The following is an 18,863-nucleotide window of genomic DNA, read 5'->3' as shown; positions in this document are numbered from 1 at the left end:
AAAACGTATAGCCATTAGAGTTTAAACTTTACTGCATTCAATTAATATTCAAAAAAACAAAAACTATATAAAAATATTTATTGCCAACAATATGGTGTGTGACAACATCATTTTTAGGGTAAAAAGGAAAATAAGGTGGTATAACCTTGACGGCATCTCAACCCCAAGATAACCATTAAAAGCCTTCACGATTTGCATTCTCGAACATTCACATGACAATCTTTTACAATAAGCGTATGGTCTCTACCATGCGCTTCTTTTTTTGTTTGAGCCTGACTATCTCCGGTGTAGAAGGTGCGTGTAGGGCGGGATAATTCCGCTAAAAAGGGGTTGCTAATTGCTAAAAGCTGGTATATTTGCGCCATGTTTACACAAGTGTGCAATAAGATATTTAACCAGAGTATCGCGGCCTACCACGAGCACAATGATGTGCATCAGGCCATTTCCAATCCCTATGAAAAAAGCAGCATTGAACACCTGCTATTCCTGAAAAACTGGATCGACACCGTACAGTGGCATCTTGAGGATATTATCCGTGATCCGAAGATAGACCCGGTGGAAGCACTGGGCATCAAACGCTGGATCGACCGTTCCAACCAGGAACGTACCGATGTGGTAGAATACATAGACAGCTATTTCCTGGGGCAATACAGCAAAACAGTACCTGCTGCGGATGCAGCAATTAATACCGAAAGTCCGGCCTGGGCTATAGACCGTTTGTCTATTCTCGCGCTGAAAATATATCATATGCAGGAGGAAGCTACCCGTGCAGATGCGACGCCGGAGCACCGGGCTGCCTGTCAGCGCAAGCTGGACATTCTGCTGGAACAGCGGGAGGACCTGGGAACAGCGATAGAAACCTTGCTGGCAGATATTGCGGCGGGTAAAAAATTCATGAAGGTATACAAGCAGATGAAAATGTATAACGATCCTTCCCTGAATCCTGTTTTATACAAAACTGAAAAATAAACCAGCAATCTTGGGCACTGTAAAAACAATACTGGTTACCCGTTTGTCGGCTATGGGAGATGTTGCCATGACGGTTCCCGTTATGAAGCAGGTGCTGGACGAAAACCCTGAGGTGGAGATTGTTTTTGTGACCAACAGGAATTGGGGCGCTTTGTGTGCGGATATTCCCCGGTTGACCTTTTTCCCGGCAGATGTGAAAGGAATTCACAAAGGAGTGAAGGGATTATACCGTCTCTTCCGGGAAGTAAAGCAGGCACACCACATCGCTGCGGTAGCAGACCTTCATAACGTGCTGAGATCCAAAATTATACGTTCTTTTTTCCGACTTAGTGGCACGCCTGTGGCTGCTATTGATAAAGGGCGGGCAGAAAAAAAAGCACTTACCCGGAAAGAAAATAAGGTATTACAGCCATTAACAAGCACCATTGAGCGATATGCCATTGTTTTCAGGCAACTGGGATTACGTTGTGAAATGGGCCGCAAACCCGTTTTTCAGCCCCGTTCGCTGCCTGAATCCGTATTGGCAGTCACTGGTGCCAAAGGAAACAGGAAATGGGTAGGACTGGCTCCTTTTGCCACTTACCGGGAGAAAATGTATCCGCTGGAAAAAATGAGTGCTGTTGCAGGTATGCTGGCCCAGGAACACGGATTACAGTTATTTCTGATGGGAGGAGGACAACAGGAAGTTACGCTGCTGACACAGCTGGCGGCGCAATATCCAGAGGTGATAGTAGTAGCCGGGCGTTTCAGCCTGCAGGAGGAAATGGCCGTCATCAGCCAGCTGGACGTGATGATCAGCATGGATTCCGCTAACATGCACCTGGCCTCGCTGTTTGGCGTACCGGTGGTATCTGTCTGGGGCGCCACTCATCCGTTTGCCGGTTTTATGGGGTATGCACAACGGCCGGAAAATGCAGTGCAGATATTGGATCTGGGATGCCGGCCCTGTTCTGTATTTGGCAATAAACCCTGTTTCAGAGGGGATCACGCCTGCATGGAGTGGATAAAACCAGCACAGATAGCGGAAAAAGTGAATGAGATAGTTTTATAAGTCTTTGCTGTAAAGGATTTCAAAGGATATTTTAAAAATCTGGCAAGTTTTTTTTGCAGAAATAAAAAAAGTTATACTTTTGCCATCCCAAACAACAAGGGTATTGCCCAATAGTATAATGGTAGTACGACAGATTTTGGTTCTGTTTGTCTAGGTTCGAATCCTGGTTGGGCAACTACTACAAAACGCTTCACATATGTGAAGCGTTTTTTTTTGCTCCCTATGTTAACAATCCATGAAGCAGATATTTTTTTTCTTCCCCTACTTGTGTTTTACAAAAGCCTTTGTATATTTGTCTACAATTATAGTAGACTAATAAAGTTTACAACAACCAAAGTCTTTGTCTCCCCACCATACAAAGCAAACCAGATAATTTTCTTTATTGAAGTTGCCTCACAGAGGTGACCCGCGTAACCATTCGATAAATTTTTCAACCATGAATCAGCTATTGTACAACAATAGACATCACAGAACATCGCGTGCATGCCTCACTACAGCCGAAAGCTGTTGTTGTTGCTGTTAGGCATTTCCAGGAATCTACAGATGAATACATCCGGTTAATTGCATGACGCGTAAAGCGATCATCATGGCCGTTTATTGTCTTATCTCACCAATTTCTAATCCCCTTTGTATGTTTAATTTTTTACGAAGTACTGTATTATATGCTGCTTTATTTTCCTTTGCCGGCAGTACTTATTCACAGGCCCCTGTGTTATTAAAAGGAAAAGTAGTAGATAGTAAAACACAGGAAGCATTGCCCGGCGCATCCGTACGCCTGAAAGGCGGAAAAGCCGGTACCCTGGCTGATGCTACCGGAACTTACCAGTTGAGTCTTACGCAATTACCACAAACCATCATTGTTACTTTCATCGGCTACCAGTCGCAGGAAATATTTATTACAAAGAATGATCTGAATAAAGTAGTGAAGCTGGAACAGCAGCAGGCACTTTCTGAAGTGGTAGTAACGGCAGTGGGTATACGTAGTTCTACCCGCTCGCTCGGCTACAGCGTGGGTGAAGTAAAAGCCGCTGCGCTGAAAGACAGCCGCGAACCCAACATTGTGGCCGCGCTCAGCGGCAAGGTCGCCGGCGTACAGATCAATAATTCCGGTGGTTCTCCCGGTGGATCATCTACCATTAAAATTAGGGGAAACAGCTCCCTGCTGGGAAATAATGCCCCCTTATTTATCCTGGATGGGGTACCGGTAGATAATTCTATCCAGGATATTCTCCCGATTTCAAACAGTGTGTCGCTGGCCACGCCTTCTAACAGGGCTATCGATATCAACAGTGCAGATATTGCCAGTATCACGGTGCTGAAAGGCCCGGCAGCCGCTGCATTGTATGGTATCCGCGCTTCCAACGGCGCGGTGGTGATCAATACCAAAAGAGGGAGTTCACTCACGGATAAATCTTTTGGTGTAAGCTATAGCGGCTCGTTTACGGTAGACAAAATAAACCGCCGCGTGCAACCCCGGCAAACCACTTTTTCAAATGGTATCGGCGGACAATATGTAAAGCCTGGCACTACAGGCTCCGATGAAAACTGGGGCGCGCTGCTGGATACACTGACCTATAGCGCTATTCAAAGCAATTTTGATAAGAACGGCACTATTGTAGGGAAAAGTGATCCGGCCTCCAATGGTATTCCGGTGAACAGGTATGATAATATCGGGCAGTTTTTTGTAAACGGCTATACGAATGATCAGAATATCAGTTTTTATGGCAATACCGGTAATGCTGGTTATTATTTCTCTTATGGAAATCTGAAGCAGACCGGTATTATTCCGACTACAGATTTCTTCCGGCACACCTTCCGCTTTAACGGCGATTTTAAAGTGAACGAACGGCTGAAAGTATCCGGTGGCGTCAATTACATCAAGGATGGCGCGGGAAACCGGGCGCTGATGGGCGGCTTTAATACCAACGTAGTAAGAGCCCTGATTAATTCACCGGCCAACTTTGATATCACTAATGGCTATACGAAACCGTGGGAACATCCGGAGTCTTATAAACTGCCACCCACCACGAACAAGCCCTGGGGGGATAGTCGTTCTTATGCCAACGGTATCGGATGGGATAATCCATACTGGTCCCTCAATATGAATCCGCAAACCGATGAACTGAACCGCTTTATCACTTTTGCAGAAGCAGACTTGGATATTACCTCCTGGTTAAAGGCCACCGTACGCTATGGTATTGATTCCTATACCGATATCCGGAAAGGCGCTTTTAGTCGGGGTACCTCTGGCGTAGCAACGGGTACCATCAATGATGTGAATTATGCGAGAAGAGATAACAACCTGGATGTGTTACTGGTAGCAGACCATAAACTCAGTTCCGACCTGAACCTTACCGTGGTAGCGGGATACAACTACTATAATTCCTGGAAAAACCAGGTCAACACCCGTGGCGATGGTTTAACCATCCCTGGCAACTTTAATATCTCCAACGCATCTTCCACACAAACCTTTAACCAGACAATCCGCAAAAAGCTGGTGGCCGGTTATGCAGATATAAAACTTGACTACCGGAAATGGCTATACTTAGAACTGACCGGTAGAAACGAGTGGACTTCCACGCTGGCAAAAGGGAAGAATGCTTTCTTCTATCCGTCTGCCAGCACCAGTTTCATCTTTACGGATGCCCTTCACTGGAATAACCGCATCCTGAACTTTGGTAAGATCCGCGCTACCTATGCACAAGTGGGCAATGATGCAGATCCGTATTCGCTGGATACTTATTACGTGCCTACCACCAGTGGTGGCTGGATACAGAGCGGCATCAACTTTCCTTTTAACGGTAAACAGGGACTTAGCTACAGCGCTACTATCGGTAATCCGAACCTGAAACCGGAACGTATCAGCACCTGGGAAGCTGGTCTGGATCTGCATTTCTTCCGGGATAAAACGCAACTGGAAGCGGTTTACTATTACAACAGCAGCAAGGACCAGATCATCCCGGTAACGCTGCCTTATTCTACCGGCGCCGCCTATACGCTGACTAATGCCGGCAATATTGTTAACAAGGGTATTGAAGCCAGTTTGCAACAGCGCATTGTCAGTCATCGTAGTTTTTCCTGGACGGCCACCGCCTTGTTTAATAAAAATATCAGCCGGGTCAACTATATCACTGACAATATCAGTAGTGTGAGTCTGGGTGGTATCTGGATGGAGGCCCGTGGGCAGGCAGGGCAGCCCTATGGCGTGTTTTATGGCACCGATGTAAAACGCAATGCGGCGGGTAAACCTGTTATAGATGACAACCCCGCCAGTGCGAGTTACGGCTATCCGTTAGTGAATACCACGTTTACAAAAATAGGAGATCCCAATCCTGATTTCAATGTTGGTTTGAGAAATGAACTCAGATACGGCCCCTTTACTTTTTCGTTTTTACTGGATGGCCGTTTTGGATTTGATCTCTTCAATGCGCCGCGTTTGCAGATGGTATTTAACGGCGTAGATGCGTCGACGGTAACAAGGGGTACTAAAACTGTTTTTGATGGCGTTACGGCGTCCAAAGGAGAGCCTAATAACATTGAAGCCGTATTGTCACAGGCCTGGTACCGGAATACATTCAATATACAGGGCCTTTATGTAGAGCATGATCTTTACTGGTTGAAATTGAAGGATGTCAACTTTACCTATGCACTGCCTCAGCAGTTATTGAAGCCCGCCCATATTGCAGCAGCAAGTGTAACGCTGACCGCCAGAAACTTCCTGTTGTCTACCAATTACTCCGGCAGTGATCCGGATCTGGGCAGTCGCAACGGATTGTCGAATGCCGCCGGTATAGATTTCTGGACAACGCCCAGTACAAAAAGTTATGGCGTGGCATTGAATGTTTCTTTTTAATCCATTAACCAATCAGCCAGATGAAAATATATTCCCACAATATCGTTCGTTTATTCGTTGCCTTTATGCTGGTTATTCCGGCATCCTGCTCGCTGCAGGACACCAACGTTAACCCCAACGCCTCTACGGAGGTCTCCGTCAGTGCCGTGTTAACCGGCGCAGAGGTAGCACTTGGATTCAACCTGGGCGTGAATGCCGGGTTGATTGCCAATATCTATATCCAGCAGGCATCCGGTGCCAATGGCGATGCGGCTTCCTTTGATAACTATGCTTCCTCTATCCAGTATTTTGATCAGACCTGGAGAGGGTTTTACGGAGATGTACTGGATGAGCTGAAAATCGTGAAAACAGCCGCCGCCCAAAAGAAATTGCCCTATTACAGTGGTATTGCGCGCGTGCTGAGCGTATACACGTATGGCACTTTAACAGATCTGTTCGGAGATATTCCTTACAGGGAATCGCTGTATGGCAACAACATTACCAATCCGGCCTACGACAAGCAGGAAGATATCTATAAATCATTGCAGGAGCAGCTGGACTCTGCCCTTATAGAGCTGTCACTACCGGCGAACAGTAACCAGGGCGCATTGCCTGCCACAGATGATGTGATCTATGGCGGTAACACGGAACGCTGGAAATCGCTCGCCTATACGTTGAAGGCCAGGTATGCTATCCATCTCACAAAAATAAAAGGTACCGAAGCAGCACAACAGGTATTGGCGGCGCTATACGACGGCACGCGCTACCGGGGAATAGCAGATAATTCCGCAGATGCCCTGGTGGTATTTGGTTCTTCTGCTACCAATGCGAATCCTTTCTACCAGCAGAATACCAACAGACCGGGATGGATAGGATTGGGTGCTTCTTTTGTGAACCTGTTGAACGGAAACGAGGTAACAGATGTTCCTACCAAACCGGAAGGATTATTGGTAGATCCGCGCCGGGCTTATTTTGCCACGCCTTCGCCGGTGGGCAGTAATACCTACCGGGGCAGCGCGCCTGGTGTGCCGGGCGCATTTTCTGTGATAGGCTCCTATTATGGTACGGCCACTTCCCCGGTGGTGATCAGCAGTTTTGCGGAAGCAAAGTTCCTGGAAGCTGAAGCGAGATGGAGAATAAATCCGGCAGATCCTTTGGTGAAAACATCGTTCGAGGCTGCCATCCGTGCTTCGTTTCAGCGGGTGGTCAGTAATAATGCAGATCCGTATGCCACACCGGAAAAGCAACTGGCATATATAACGGCAAAGACTACACTCAGCGGTGTGGCTACCAGTGATCTGAGCACGATTATCACCCAGAAATATATTGCCTTGTTCCTGCAACCGGAAGCCTGGGCGGATTACCGGCGCACCGGTTATCCGGCATTGCCATTGGCTAAAAATGCTACCAGTGTGGCCAATCCGAACGGGCAGATACCCAGAAGGATTCCTTATCCGCAGAATGAACAGGCATTGAACAAAAATACCCCGGCAGGATCGGGCTATCAGACACCCGCTTTATGGTGGGATAAATAAACTATCAGCCAACTTAACAAATAGCAAATGAAATTATCCTACGTTTCCAGACCGTCTATCATATTGATGCTGAGTATAGCATCCGGTGCATATGCACAGTATAGCCCACAGCATAGCAGTGGTGGCAAAATTGGTACTACGCTCTCACAAACCGTTGTTACCCCGGCGCCCTTTAATCCTGTTGCCCCAGCGGGCGCTCCCAATATCATCTACATTATGCTGGATGATGTAGGATGGGGCGCCAGCAGCGCTTTTGGTGGATTGGTACAAACACCGGTCTTTGACAGCCTGGCGAATAACGGTTTACGATATACGAATTTTCATACCACTGCCATCTGTTCGCCTACCCGTGCCTCTTTGCTGACAGGTCGCAATCATCATTCGGTGAACGTGCCTACTGTGATTGACGCAGCGGTGAATATACCGGGACACAATGGTTACATGCCTTTTGAAAAAGGCACTATTGCAGAAATATTGAGAGAAGATGGTTATAATACCTACGCTGTTGGTAAATGGCATGTAACGCCAAGTCCGGATCTTACGCCGGCAGGGCCTTTCAACCGATGGCCTACCGGACGTGGATTTGATTCCTTCTTTGGTTTTATGGCAGGGGAGACAGATCAATATACGCCGGCACTCTGGGAAAATACGGTCAAGGTAGAGCCGGATCTGCAGGGAAAGCACCTCACTACGGTGCTGGTAGATAAAGCCATTTCCTATATCGCAGGGCAGCATTCTGCAGCGCCGGACAAGCCTTTCTTCCTGTACTTTACACCCGGAGCTACGCATGGTCCGCACCAGGTAGATAAAAAATGGATTGATCAGTACAAAGGTAAATTTGATGCGGGCTGGGATGTTTACCGGGAGCAGGTATTGGCGCGGCAAAAAGCACTGGGACTGGTTCCGTCAGATGTAACGCTGCCACCGCGTAATCCCGGTGTGAAGCCATGGGCATCTCTTTCCGCGACTGAACAAAAAGTATTTGCCCGTTTCTTTGAAGTATACGCCGGATTTTTGTCTCATACAGATTATGACGTAGGGCGGTTGGTTAATTACCTGCGGGATACCAAGCAGCTGGATAATACGCTGATTGTACTTATCATCGGCGATAACGGCGCCAGCAAAGAAGGCGGTTTGAGTGGTCATGTACATGGTATCAATGAATATATCGATGGTAGTTTGTTTGCCGAAAATTATGATAGCCGGATCAAAGAAATCGACAGCCTGTACGATAAGATCGGCAGTCCGGAGTCTGGGCCTAATTATCCTGTAGGCTGGGCACAGGCGGCTAATACGCCTTTCCGTTACCTGAAACAGGATGCCAATAGCGAAGGCGGTACCCGCAATCCGCTGGTATTGTTTTATCCGAAGCTGATCAAAAAAGGAGGCATCCGTACGCAGTATTCGCATGTAAACAGCGTGACGCCAACGGTACTGGATATAGCCGGATTAAAGATCCCCAAAGTTATTAATGGTTATCCGCAGGATTCACTGGAAGGAGTGAGCCTGGCCTATACCATTAGTAACGCTACCGTACCGGGCAGGCATCATGTGCAGTACTATGAAATTGCGGGTAGCCGTTCCGTGTATAAAGATGGATGGAAAGCTGCTGTGAGTCACAAACGTGGAACACCTTTCACCACAGATACATGGGAGTTATACAACCTGAACGTAGATTTTAATGAGCAGCATGATCTGGCGGCAAGTAATCCTGCTAAACTGAAAGAGCTGCAACAACTCTTTGATACAGAGGCATGGAAATATAAAGTATACCCGTTACTGGGAGATACAACCCGCCTTACACCCGCTATACTTACCCGTGGACCGCTCGATAGCCGCGCTACTGCAGTGTTGTACCCCGGTATCACGCAGGTGCCTACACGCTCTGCCCCTTTTCTTTCAGAGCAGTCATTTATCATCAAGGCAGACGTGGAACTGACAGACGCAAAGAATGAAGGCGTATTACTCAGTGTGGGTGGTCGTTTCTCCGGATTTACTTTTTTTGTGCAGGATGGAAAACTAAAAGCAGTACATAATAACAACGGAAAGTTCACGGACCTAACCTCCACAAAAGCATTACCATCAGGGAACGTGGTACTTCGCTATGAACTGAAATATGCACCTGCGCAGCGACTCACGGATCCTGCCGGTACAGAGGCGTTGTATATCAACGATGAAAAGGTGGCAGAGAGAGCGATTACCAAAGCAGATGCTACGATCAGTCCCTACGACGAAGGGCTGGATGTGGGAAGGGATCAGGGATCTGCTGTATCTCCGCTGTACAGATCTCCCTACAACTTTACCGGTAAACTTCATCAGGTAGAAATTATACATCCATCACAAAATCCTTCTTTATGACTTTAGCCGATCTTGTTTTACTGATAAAAAAAATAGCCATTGGCATACTGATATTCCTCATACCGCTGGTGATTATTGCCGGTAGTATATGGTTGATCCATTTTTTATTTAATCAGCATCACTAAAATATTTTATTATGACTACAACAGCGAAAACGCAGACAGAGGTAATTCTGAAAGATTCCCTGATTAGTCTGCTGTTATATGTATTGCCCATCGGGCTGATGTTTCTGTCGTTTTATATCACCGGCAGCAAACCCTGGCTCACGGCTACCACGGAGCATCTTTCTTTTAAGGCCCCGGCATTTCTTGAAGCCATATTTGACAACCTGAAAACATGGGGTTTACCGGCTATTATGCTGGTAGTAGGTGTGATTGAATTTTCAGTAGGGCTATACGAAAATAAGTGGACAAAGAATGAGCGTACACTTGATATTGTTTGCTTTATTCTTCCACGGATTGTATTACGGCCGATGATTGCTTATTTCGGTTTGCAGTTGCTCCCCTTCATTTTACCGGATGCCAAAAATATTTTTGCCTGGGTACCTTTCTGGTGGGGCTTTGCGATCATGGCAGTGGCCGATGATCTTACACAGTACTGGTATCACCGGTTGCATCATCAGTTGCCGCTGCTCTGGCGTTTTCACCGTACGCATCATTCTGCTCCGTACATGGGTATGGCGATGACAAGCCGTCAGAATATCATTTATACGGCCTTTTTTTCGCAGATCTACCTCACGGTGGCACTCACGTATATGGGACTGGGTTATCCGGCGCTTTTTGTAGGAGGTATCAAATCCCTGATTACCACAGCGGCGCATTCCAGTATCAAATGGGATAAACCATTTTACACCATCCGCTGGCTGAATCCGGTAGGCTGGGTCATGGAGCGGCTGATATCCACGCCGGCTACACATCATGCGCATCACGCAGATACTACGGATGATGGTATCGGTAATTACAAAGGCAATTTTGGTAACATGTTTTTTATCTGGGATCTTATTTTCGGAACAGGCATCATTACACGCCAGTATCCGAGTGCCTATGGATTAAAACACTACAAGGAAGAAGAGTGGTATGCACAATTGCTCTGGCCTATTTTCAAATCGAAGAAAGAAGGCAGTGAGTTGGCGCATAACGGCCCGGTGGTAGGTGATGAGGTGGAGGTAGTGGAAGAGAGGCCTGTACTGGTGCCGCAGATTGCAGCAGTTACACAAGTGGAAGCAGTGTAGGTTAAAACATGAAAGACAGTGCCACGGCGCTGTCTTTCATGTTTTAACAGAGATTATAACTTAAACGCATTCACATTTCCTGAAAAGTCCGCTACATATAACATCCCGTTATACACTGCCATTTCTGCAAATACAGGCGCACCGGTATTGAAGCGATTGATCGCTTTTCCGGTTGCCAGATCGATCACATATATACATCCATCTGAGGCGCCTGTAATGAGGCGGTTACCTGTCAGCAACGGAGTAGACTCAATAGTAGCAGATGACGGCGAACTGTAAGGAGCTGAGTAAAAGAGCGCTTCGCCGGGTACAAAGTTCCATACTTCTTTTTTTGTTTTCCGGTCGAAGGCCAACATACCGCCTGCGGCGGTGCAGGTAATGATATATTGATCCGTTACCAGCGGCGCGGTCATGGTTTTCAGATCGGCGGTTACGGGGATGCTGTCGATTGTTTTACCGGTGGTAGGTTCGAGGATATGCAGTTTATTGATACCGTGTACATACAACAGATCGCCAAAGAAAGCGGGCGTACCACTGCGGAAGCGGAGGCCTTCATCGCTGCGTTTCCACTGCATTTTGCCGGTGGCAGCATCGTGTGCAAACAGGTGATTCCAGTTGGAGGAAGTGATAAGTTGTCCGTTGCGGATGGCCATAGCTGCGGGTGTGCCTTCACCGCCGCTCCAGTCCTTGTTGGTCCATTTTACCTGTCCGGTGTGCAGATCCAATGCCTGTAAGTATTTGCCGGCGCCGGTGTAATAGGTACCGTTGTATATAGCGCCGCCGGAGTTGTATGCCGGCAGGTTTTTCAACGCACCGTTATGTTGCCATTTCAGTGTACCGGTAGCGGCATCCAGGGCATAGGTGATGCCTTCGGCATCGGTGGCGAGCAACAGGCCATCTGCATAGCTCATGCTATGTTTAATGGAGTTACGGGTGGCAAATTGCCATAATTGTTTGCCGGTGAGGGCATCTAAAGCGGTAATGTGACAATGCTGGTTGCCTTCATCATCGATGGTGGCGGTAAATATTTTTCCTGCTGCGCAGATGGGAGATGATTTCCAGATATTGCCCCCGATGTTGGCGGTCCAGCTCAGGCGAAGCGGCCCTGCTGTGTTGATATTGTTGGTAGCGCCGGTACGCTGTATGTTTTGCAATACTTCCGGCCAGTCCTGCTGGTTAGCAGGTTTAACGGCTGCCGGCGTTTTTGCCAGCTGGAAGGTATCTCTGCGGAACAGGGTTTTGCCGGTACTCAATGTAGCTTCTAACGTGCTGGTATAAACGCCGTTCATCCAACTGGCAGGAATAGCTGTGGTGGTGGTCCAGTTCCAGTCGGTACGTGGCTGCAGTGTTAACTGTTTCAGTAAATTTCCTTTTTTATCGAACAGGTTGAACAGTATTTTTTTCACTGGTGCTGCCGTGTGATAAGCATTTGCGCTCACAACCATTTTATCCTGGTCGAAAGCAACACCTGCAGCGGAAGGAGATACGGCTACCAGTTGATCATGTACATAGGTATAACGTCGTTGTACAAACGAAATCCCGTTTTTATCAATGTCTACTACATCAAAGTTGGAGGCGGAGTTGTCGATGCCACCATCCGGAGGTGGCGCTGCGCAAAGGGAGCGGATACCGCTGTTACCATGGGTACGGGCAAAGTTGATATGCCAGTGGCCATAGATCCATGCTTTCAGATGATGTTCGTTGAGATTGATACTATCATTTTTGGAACGGATGGTAAAGAGCGTGTCGTATGTAAGCAGATCATGGTTAAATACAATCACCGGTTTAGCCGGATCAGTATGTGCCAGATCATTCTTTAGCCATTTTATTACGTCGTCTGCGGTGTAGGAGGGTTGGTAGTCACCGGACGGCATGGGTGTTACAATGAAGTGGGCTGGTCCGGCTTCAAAGGAATAGAATACCGGGCCGAATAAGGATTCATACAAGGCTTCGCCATAAGGACCTTTTACCAGGTCGTGGTTACCGATACAGTAATACACCGGCAGGCCCATGGTACGTGTATGTACGTATTGTGCGTGAAAGGCCATCCCTTTTTCATAACAGATATCGCCGGTATGGATCATGAAGTCGGCGGCTTCGTTGTGTGCATATTCTTTTGCTTCCGTCATCCAGCTGTTGAACTGGTAAGTTTCCGTATCAGCCAGCCGTACGAACCTGGCAGTGGCGGTAGACTGGGTTACGGTTTGCAATCCAAAGTCGTAACTGGCCAGGGTGCTATCTACCGGAAGATAAAATGCTTTGGTAAACCGGTAGCCGGCAGGTGTGGTGATAAAGATAAACCTTGTTTTTGCGTGGCCGGGAAGACGGTAGCTGCCATCGGCGCCGGTGGTGGTCACGTTCAGTCCATCTGATACGCGGATGCCGGGTAAGCCTTTTTCTGTTGTTTGTTGTTTGCCGTCGTTGTTGTTGTCTGTAAATACCTTTCCGGAAAAGCCCTGTGCCAGTAGTGTCTGGACACAGCCTGCCGTGAGAAGCGTCAAAAGTAATTTCTTCATGAACGGGTATATTTTTATAAGCATGATTACGGAATAAAAAAAGATTACCATGATCCCTGTCTTGCTTTTGCAGTACATGGATCATGGTAATCCTGGTCATCACTGTTTATCCGGGGTTACCAACCAAATATCTGTACTAATTTATCGTTCAGTATTGTTTGTTGTTTAGGGATAGGACGATAGTAGAACTTAGGCTCTGTAAAAGTGCGGCCGATGCGGTCGGCGGTGAATTGGATATGACCGCTTGTACCATTTTCCAGGTAGAAGTTGTTATCGCTTCCTTTATCTGTGAGATAGAAGCGGGAAACTCTGGCTTTCACATCCGGAGGCAGGTTGGCGATAGCGGTGGTATCATTTGGATTAGGCAGGATGGCGATGTCGGCAACACCGTCGCCGGTCATGTCGATACCACCCAGTGCTGGGATGTACATGCCTTGTGGTGCATCTTTCAGGCGTGCGCCTGCTTTCCAGCGGTTGATGTCTTTGAGACGGAGTCCTTCACAGGCCATTTCCACTCTTCTTTCGCGGCGTATTTCCAGTAAGGCGCCTTTATTCACACCACTTACAGTATACGCGGCGGCCAGCACCGGATCTATGTTGCCGTTAGCAGTAGCCAGGTTGAGGTCCGGCATCTGAACACGGCGGCGGAGCAGGTTCACAGAGTTGTCCAGGTCAGCTTGCGACAGCGTACCCAGTTCCGCTTTTGCTTCTGCAAAGTTCAGCAGGATTTCTGCATAGCGGTATACAGGTAAAGCGGTGTAGTTGGCATCCCATCCCTGGCGCTGTTTTGGATCGCGGGGATAGAATTTCAGCTGGTCGTAAGCGCCCAGGTTGGGTTTGGCAATATATACGTTGTTATCCTGTGTAGGAGAAAAGCCCGGATAGGACACGGTTTCCGCCAGGCGTGGATCGCGGTTGGCAAAAGTAGCCGTGAAGCCGATCTTATCATAGCCGGCCTGTGCGGTGAATGGTGTACCATCTTTCATCAGGTAGCTGTACACCAGGCTTTGACTGAGCGACCAGGTCCATCCGAGTACGGTATGGGTGTTGTTTCCTTTGCTTAATGCCTGCGGATAATCTCTCCACTGGATGATTTCCTTGTTGCCGGCTAAAGAGAGACTCACAAACAAAGCGCGGTAATCTGCACCACCTTTGCCGGTGTTGTAGATGGTATAGCGCTGACTGCTCATTACCTGGTCTGCTGCCCATGCTGCTTTCTGGAGAAATGCATCTGCGGTGCCACTGAGTTTTAATTCATCATGGTATTTTCTGAATGTACCTTCAAACAGGCAGTAGCGGGACATGAGGGCCAGGGCGGTGTATTTATTAACGCTGGTACCGTTGTCTTTGTCGTCTACCTTAATATTATCAACGGCAAACTGAAGGTCGGCCAATACCGAATCTGCTATCGCAGCGCGTGGGTCACGGCCTTTATACAGTTCAGGATCTACATCTGATAACACGTGACCATACCAGGGAACATCAGAATAGGTGGCTATTTTTTCAAAATAAAATCTTGCACGGAAGTAACGTGCAATGCCAATGTAGTGATTAATGGCAGCAGCATCGCCTTTTGCTTTGCCGGCGTTATCGAGGAGGAAGTTGATGTTACGGAGTTTGTTCCAGTCGTCCCAACCTCCAACAGTAGTAGGATCCAGGGTATTATGTACCAGTTTATCCATTTCACTGCCGGTATTTCCGGACACGTTGTCGGAGTTGTTGTCATCATAGGGTGCTACAAGGTTATCATCGTACAATCCGTTGATGTAAGTATTGAGATCCTGTGGGGAATTAAAATAGGCGTCTGGTGAAATCTCCGTTTGTGGCAGGCGTTGCAGAAAATCCTTATTACAGGAAGCAGCTGCGCAGCCTAGTATGATGAGTGATAAGCAAAGCTTTTTCATGTTCCGATGTTTGAATTAATTAAAAGTTCAGGTTCAATCCGCACGAATAGGTTTTCTGGAAAGGATAAATGGAACCGTCCAGTCCTTCCGGATCAATATTGGCTTTCAGGTGAGAAACAGTAAAGATATTTTCCGCACTGAAGTATACCCGGAAGCGGAAAATTTTATATTTCTCGGTAATTGATTTTGGAATGGTATAACCGATCGACACATTTTTCAGTCGGGCGTAGGCAGCATTCTGGAGGTACCTGGTTTGTGGCGCACCCAGTTCTGTCGCATCTTCCGCGATGTAAGATTTCAGGCGTGGGAAATAGCCGTTTGGTGTTTCCGGTGTCCAGCGGTCGAGGTTATGTACCTGTACGTTGGTCCATGGTTGTGCATAAACGCCCCAGAAGTAGTGATTGCCCGGATTTGGGTACCAGTCTCTTTTGCCGATGCCCTGGATCAGTGCGCGGAAATCGAAGCCTTTATAGGAAGCTGTCAGATCGATACTGTAAGGGAAACGTGGAGCATTGTTACCGATAATTTTTCTATCGCCGGGTTTTGACACGGTATTATCACCATAGTCAATTACACCGTCGCCATTGATATCCTTGAATTTCAGGTCGCCTACATAGAATTGGTACTGCTGGTCATCGGAACCTACTTTTGCCTGGTTGGGATGTGATTTCAGTTCCTGTTCGTTCTGGAAGAATCCTTCGGTGGTGAGTCCCCAGATATCACCGATTTCCTGGCCGTTGTAATAGTTACGGTCGGGGAGGTAGGAGGCATCGTAGTTGGCGAGTGTACCGGTAGGATTCGTGTAGCGGGTGATAAAGGAGCGGCTGTCTGCCACCAGTAATTTCACACCATATCCGAAATCATCGTTGCCGATTTTGAATTGATCGCGCCAGAAGAGGGTCATTTCCCACCCGCGTGTTTTCAGATCGGCAGAATTGGTTTTGGGAGCCGGAGCACCGTATACATTGGGTAGTTCCTGGCTTTTGGCAAACATGCCGTTGGTGTAGCGGGTATAGCGGTCGTAGCTGAAGAAGAGTCTTTCTTTCAGCATACTGAAATCAATACCGCCATTGATTGTTTTTACAGACTGCCAGGTATAGGTGGCGGTTACCGGTGTAGGTGCATATACGCCGATAGGTAGCTGTCCATTTACTACGGAGTTGATATTTCTGCTGGTCATCAGCGGCATGTAGCCATATGCGCCCCATTGCTGATCACCGAGAGAACCATAGGAACCACGGATTTTCAGGAGATCGATTCCTTTTATGTTATTGAAAAATTTCTCTTTGGAGATCACCCAGGCGGCTGAAGCAGAAGGGAAGAAGCCCCAGCGGTTATCTTCGCGGAAGCGCGAGGAACCATCGTTACGGCCATTTACTTCCACAATGTATTTATCATCGAAAGTATAATTAAGGCGATAGAAGATACCTCTTACTGCCCAGTCTTCGATACTTTGTTTTTCGGTGATATTACCGGTAGCCAGCTGTGGTGTTGGGTACTGGGAGCTGATCAGGCCTTGCCTGGTTACATTAAACAGGTTAGTGAAATGATATTCCTGGTTAAAACCTGCAAGGGCCCCTATTTCATGTTTTTTATTGAATTTTTTATGGAAGTCGGTATACAGGTTATACACATTATATTTCACTTCATAGGTGCTGTTCTGTGCGGATGACTGGTTGCCATTGGTGTATTGTGTAGGCTGACCAGGACCGGTGCTGTAGGGTACGGGCAGAGAGTAGGCTTTACCAATATCGTTGCCGCGGCGGTAGGTAGCGTCTCCTTTGATGGTCCATACATCTTTGATCAGTTTCACTTCTCCATTGAGTGTAGTCATAAATTCGCTCCAGGTGTCAGCAGAGCGGCCGCCGCTTTGCAGGTTGCCGAGTAAGGCGGCGCCATCTGAGGTCCAGGTACCATCCGGGTTGCGGGGTACGGACAACGACGGGGTGCGGTTGGCGTTATGAAAAAATAAGTAATCAACGGTATAGGAAGGTTGTGAATAGGTGGTGTTGGTGTACATGGTGTTGGTACCAAACTTCACGCGGTCATTGATGTTATAGGTAGCTTTTGCGCGCATGTTATACCTCGTGTATTGGTCGGGGTTATAACGCAGCATACCATCCTGTGTATAATAATCACCGGAGAGGTAGTAGTTTAATTTATCATCGCCACGGGAGATGTTGAAATTCGCATTATAGGCGGGCGCTGATTTCTGGTATACTTCATGGAGCCAGTCGGTGGAACCGTAGTAGGCGTATTTTGTTTTATCGGTAGGACTTACGATAACGGTTGGTAAAGACGGATCTTTTGCCAGTTTTGCCGCATAGTCCCTGTCGGCTGCGGGATAAAGGTCATACAGTGGTGTGGCGGCGTCGTGCTTGTATTGCATAACCGTCAGCGGATCTGTGATGACTTTTGGCACTGCGCCCAGTGTACGAACGGCGTAGTTGGCGTTGGCATTCATAATAAGGCGGCCATCTTTCCCGGATTTGGTGGTGATGAGGATTACACCGAATGCGGCGCGGGCGCCATAAATGGCGGCGGAGGCAGCATCTTTCAGGGTGGTTACGCTTTCCACATCAGCGGGGTTCAGGCGGGATACTTCTTCGTTGGTAAATGGAATATTATCTACCAGGATAAAAGGGTCGCCTCCGTTGATGGAGGTCATACCACGCAGGTTGAATTTCGCGGCGGAAGATACGCGGCCATTGTCGTTGGTGATATTGAGGTTAGGTAATAATCCCTGGAGACCGTTGTTAATATTGGCGATAGGGCGGCTTTCGAGTTCTTTGCCGGAGATCGCGTCTACGGCGCCACTGAGATTAATCCTTTTCTGTTTGCCGTAGCCTACTACCACTACTTCATTGAGTCCGCTGGAATTGGCTTTCAGGGCGATGTTGTAGTTGGCGCCATCCCGTGCTTTCATTTGCTGGGCTTCGTATCCAACATAGGTAAATTCTACGGTGGCATTTTCCGGTACTTCCAGGCTAAAGCGGCCGTCGGCGTCTGTTTTGGCGCCCTGTGTGGTACCTTTTACCAGTACGGTAACACCTATGAGCGCGTTGCCGGCTTCATCGGTAACACGTCCTTTTATATGTACATTCTGTACGGATTCTCCTGCTTCCAGGATCACCACCAGGTTGCCTTTCATGATCTTATAGCCCAGCGAAGTACCCGCCAGCGCTTTATCAAGGATATCCGCTACAGGGGCATCCTGCATAGAGATCGTGATCTTTTTGTCAGGGATGCTGGTGTTTTTGTACAGGAAAGTATAGTCACTTTTCTGTCCGATCACATTCAGCAGCTTACCAATGTTAATTTTATTATAATTAACACTGATGCGTTCCTGAGAAAACCCATGTGCGCTTAGTTGCAGGAAACCAGCACAAAGCAATACGGAAGTTAGTTTCATACGCAATAATAGTTTCCTCATATTCCGCTGGGGAATATTGGAAGGCCACCAATAG

9 protein-coding genes and 1 tRNA gene are annotated in these 18,863 nt (G+C 47.7%); 7 read left to right on the top strand and 3 right to left on the bottom strand.

The window, feature by feature from the left end; all coding sequences use genetic code 11:
* The first annotated feature begins 363 nt into the window (after positions 1–363).
* From BMW79_RS31275 to BMW79_RS31245, 7 genes are all read left to right on the top strand, one after another.
* A complete protein-coding gene (locus BMW79_RS31275; protein WP_089902898.1) occupies positions 364–969 on the top strand; it encodes a DUF4254 domain-containing protein in 606 nt (201 codons plus the stop codon).
* A gap of 10 nt (positions 970–979) precedes the next feature.
* A complete protein-coding gene (locus BMW79_RS31270) occupies positions 980–2,020 on the top strand; it encodes a glycosyltransferase family 9 protein (protein ID WP_218150487.1) in 1,041 nt (346 codons plus the stop codon).
* 104 nt (positions 2,021–2,124) lie between these two features.
* A tRNA-Gln gene (locus BMW79_RS31265) sits at positions 2,125–2,195 on the top strand.
* 456 nt (positions 2,196–2,651) lie between these two features.
* A complete protein-coding gene (locus tag BMW79_RS31260) occupies positions 2,652–5,873 on the top strand; it encodes a SusC/RagA family TonB-linked outer membrane protein (RefSeq protein ID WP_177192408.1) in 3,222 nt (1,073 codons plus the stop codon).
* A 20-nt stretch (positions 5,874–5,893) separates the two neighbouring features.
* A complete protein-coding gene (locus BMW79_RS31255) occupies positions 5,894–7,387 on the top strand; it encodes a SusD/RagB family nutrient-binding outer membrane lipoprotein (protein ID WP_089902887.1) in 1,494 nt (497 codons plus the stop codon).
* Positions 7,388–7,414: 27 nt separating this feature from the next.
* Positions 7,415–9,745, top strand: coding sequence for an arylsulfatase (locus tag BMW79_RS31250; protein ID WP_089902885.1), 2,331 nt, complete (start codon positions 7,415–7,417; stop codon positions 9,743–9,745).
* Positions 9,746–9,881: 136 nt separating this feature from the next.
* Positions 9,882–10,976, top strand: coding sequence for a sterol desaturase family protein (locus BMW79_RS31245; RefSeq protein ID WP_089902882.1), 1,095 nt, complete (start codon positions 9,882–9,884; stop codon positions 10,974–10,976).
* A gap of 53 nt (positions 10,977–11,029) precedes the next feature.
* Here BMW79_RS31245 and BMW79_RS31240 read toward each other — a convergent pair whose 3' ends face one another.
* The 3 genes from BMW79_RS31240 to BMW79_RS31230 all read right to left on the bottom strand — a co-directional run bounded on the left by BMW79_RS31240 (position 11,030) and on the right by BMW79_RS31230 (position 18,808).
* A complete protein-coding gene (locus tag BMW79_RS31240) occupies positions 11,030–13,492 on the bottom strand; it encodes an outer membrane protein assembly factor BamB family protein (protein ID WP_177192407.1) in 2,463 nt (820 codons plus the stop codon).
* A 116-nt stretch (positions 13,493–13,608) separates the two neighbouring features.
* Positions 13,609–15,396, bottom strand: a complete 1,788-nt coding sequence (locus tag BMW79_RS31235) for a RagB/SusD family nutrient uptake outer membrane protein (RefSeq protein WP_089902876.1) — start codon at positions 15,394–15,396, stop codon at positions 13,609–13,611.
* Between the two features lie 19 nt (positions 15,397–15,415).
* A complete protein-coding gene (locus BMW79_RS31230; protein ID WP_218150486.1) occupies positions 15,416–18,808 on the bottom strand; it encodes a SusC/RagA family TonB-linked outer membrane protein in 3,393 nt (1,130 codons plus the stop codon).
* Positions 18,809–18,863: the final 55 nt, after the last annotated feature.

The organism is Chitinophaga arvensicola (genome assembly GCF_900110835.1).
Classification (GTDB): Bacteria; Bacteroidota; Bacteroidia; order Chitinophagales; family Chitinophagaceae; genus Chitinophaga; species Chitinophaga arvensicola.
Note: the sequence above shows the minus strand (reverse complement) of the source record. Positions and strands in the feature narration are given on the sequence as shown.

What these genes read in the sequence shown, in the direction of transcription:
- BMW79_RS31250 (WP_089902885.1), top strand. Translation starts at nt 7,415, where the DNA reads ATGAAATTATCCTACGTTTCCAGACCGTCTATCATATTGATGCTGAGT.
- BMW79_RS31240 (WP_177192407.1), bottom strand. Translation starts at nt 13,492, where the DNA reads ATGAAGAAATTACTTTTGACGCTTCTCACGGCAGGCTGTGTCCAGACA.
- BMW79_RS31260 (WP_177192408.1), top strand. Translation starts at nt 2,652, where the DNA reads ATGTTTAATTTTTTACGAAGTACTGTATTATATGCTGCTTTATTTTCC.
- BMW79_RS31230 (WP_218150486.1), bottom strand. Translation starts at nt 18,808, where the DNA reads ATGAAACTAACTTCCGTATTGCTTTGTGCTGGTTTCCTGCAACTAAGC.
- BMW79_RS31255 (WP_089902887.1), top strand. Translation starts at nt 5,894, where the DNA reads ATGAAAATATATTCCCACAATATCGTTCGTTTATTCGTTGCCTTTATG.
- BMW79_RS31245 (WP_089902882.1), top strand. Translation starts at nt 9,882, where the DNA reads ATGACTACAACAGCGAAAACGCAGACAGAGGTAATTCTGAAAGATTCC.
- BMW79_RS31275 (WP_089902898.1), top strand. Translation starts at nt 364, where the DNA reads ATGTTTACACAAGTGTGCAATAAGATATTTAACCAGAGTATCGCGGCC.
- BMW79_RS31235 (WP_089902876.1), bottom strand. Translation starts at nt 15,396, where the DNA reads ATGAAAAAGCTTTGCTTATCACTCATCATACTAGGCTGCGCAGCTGCT.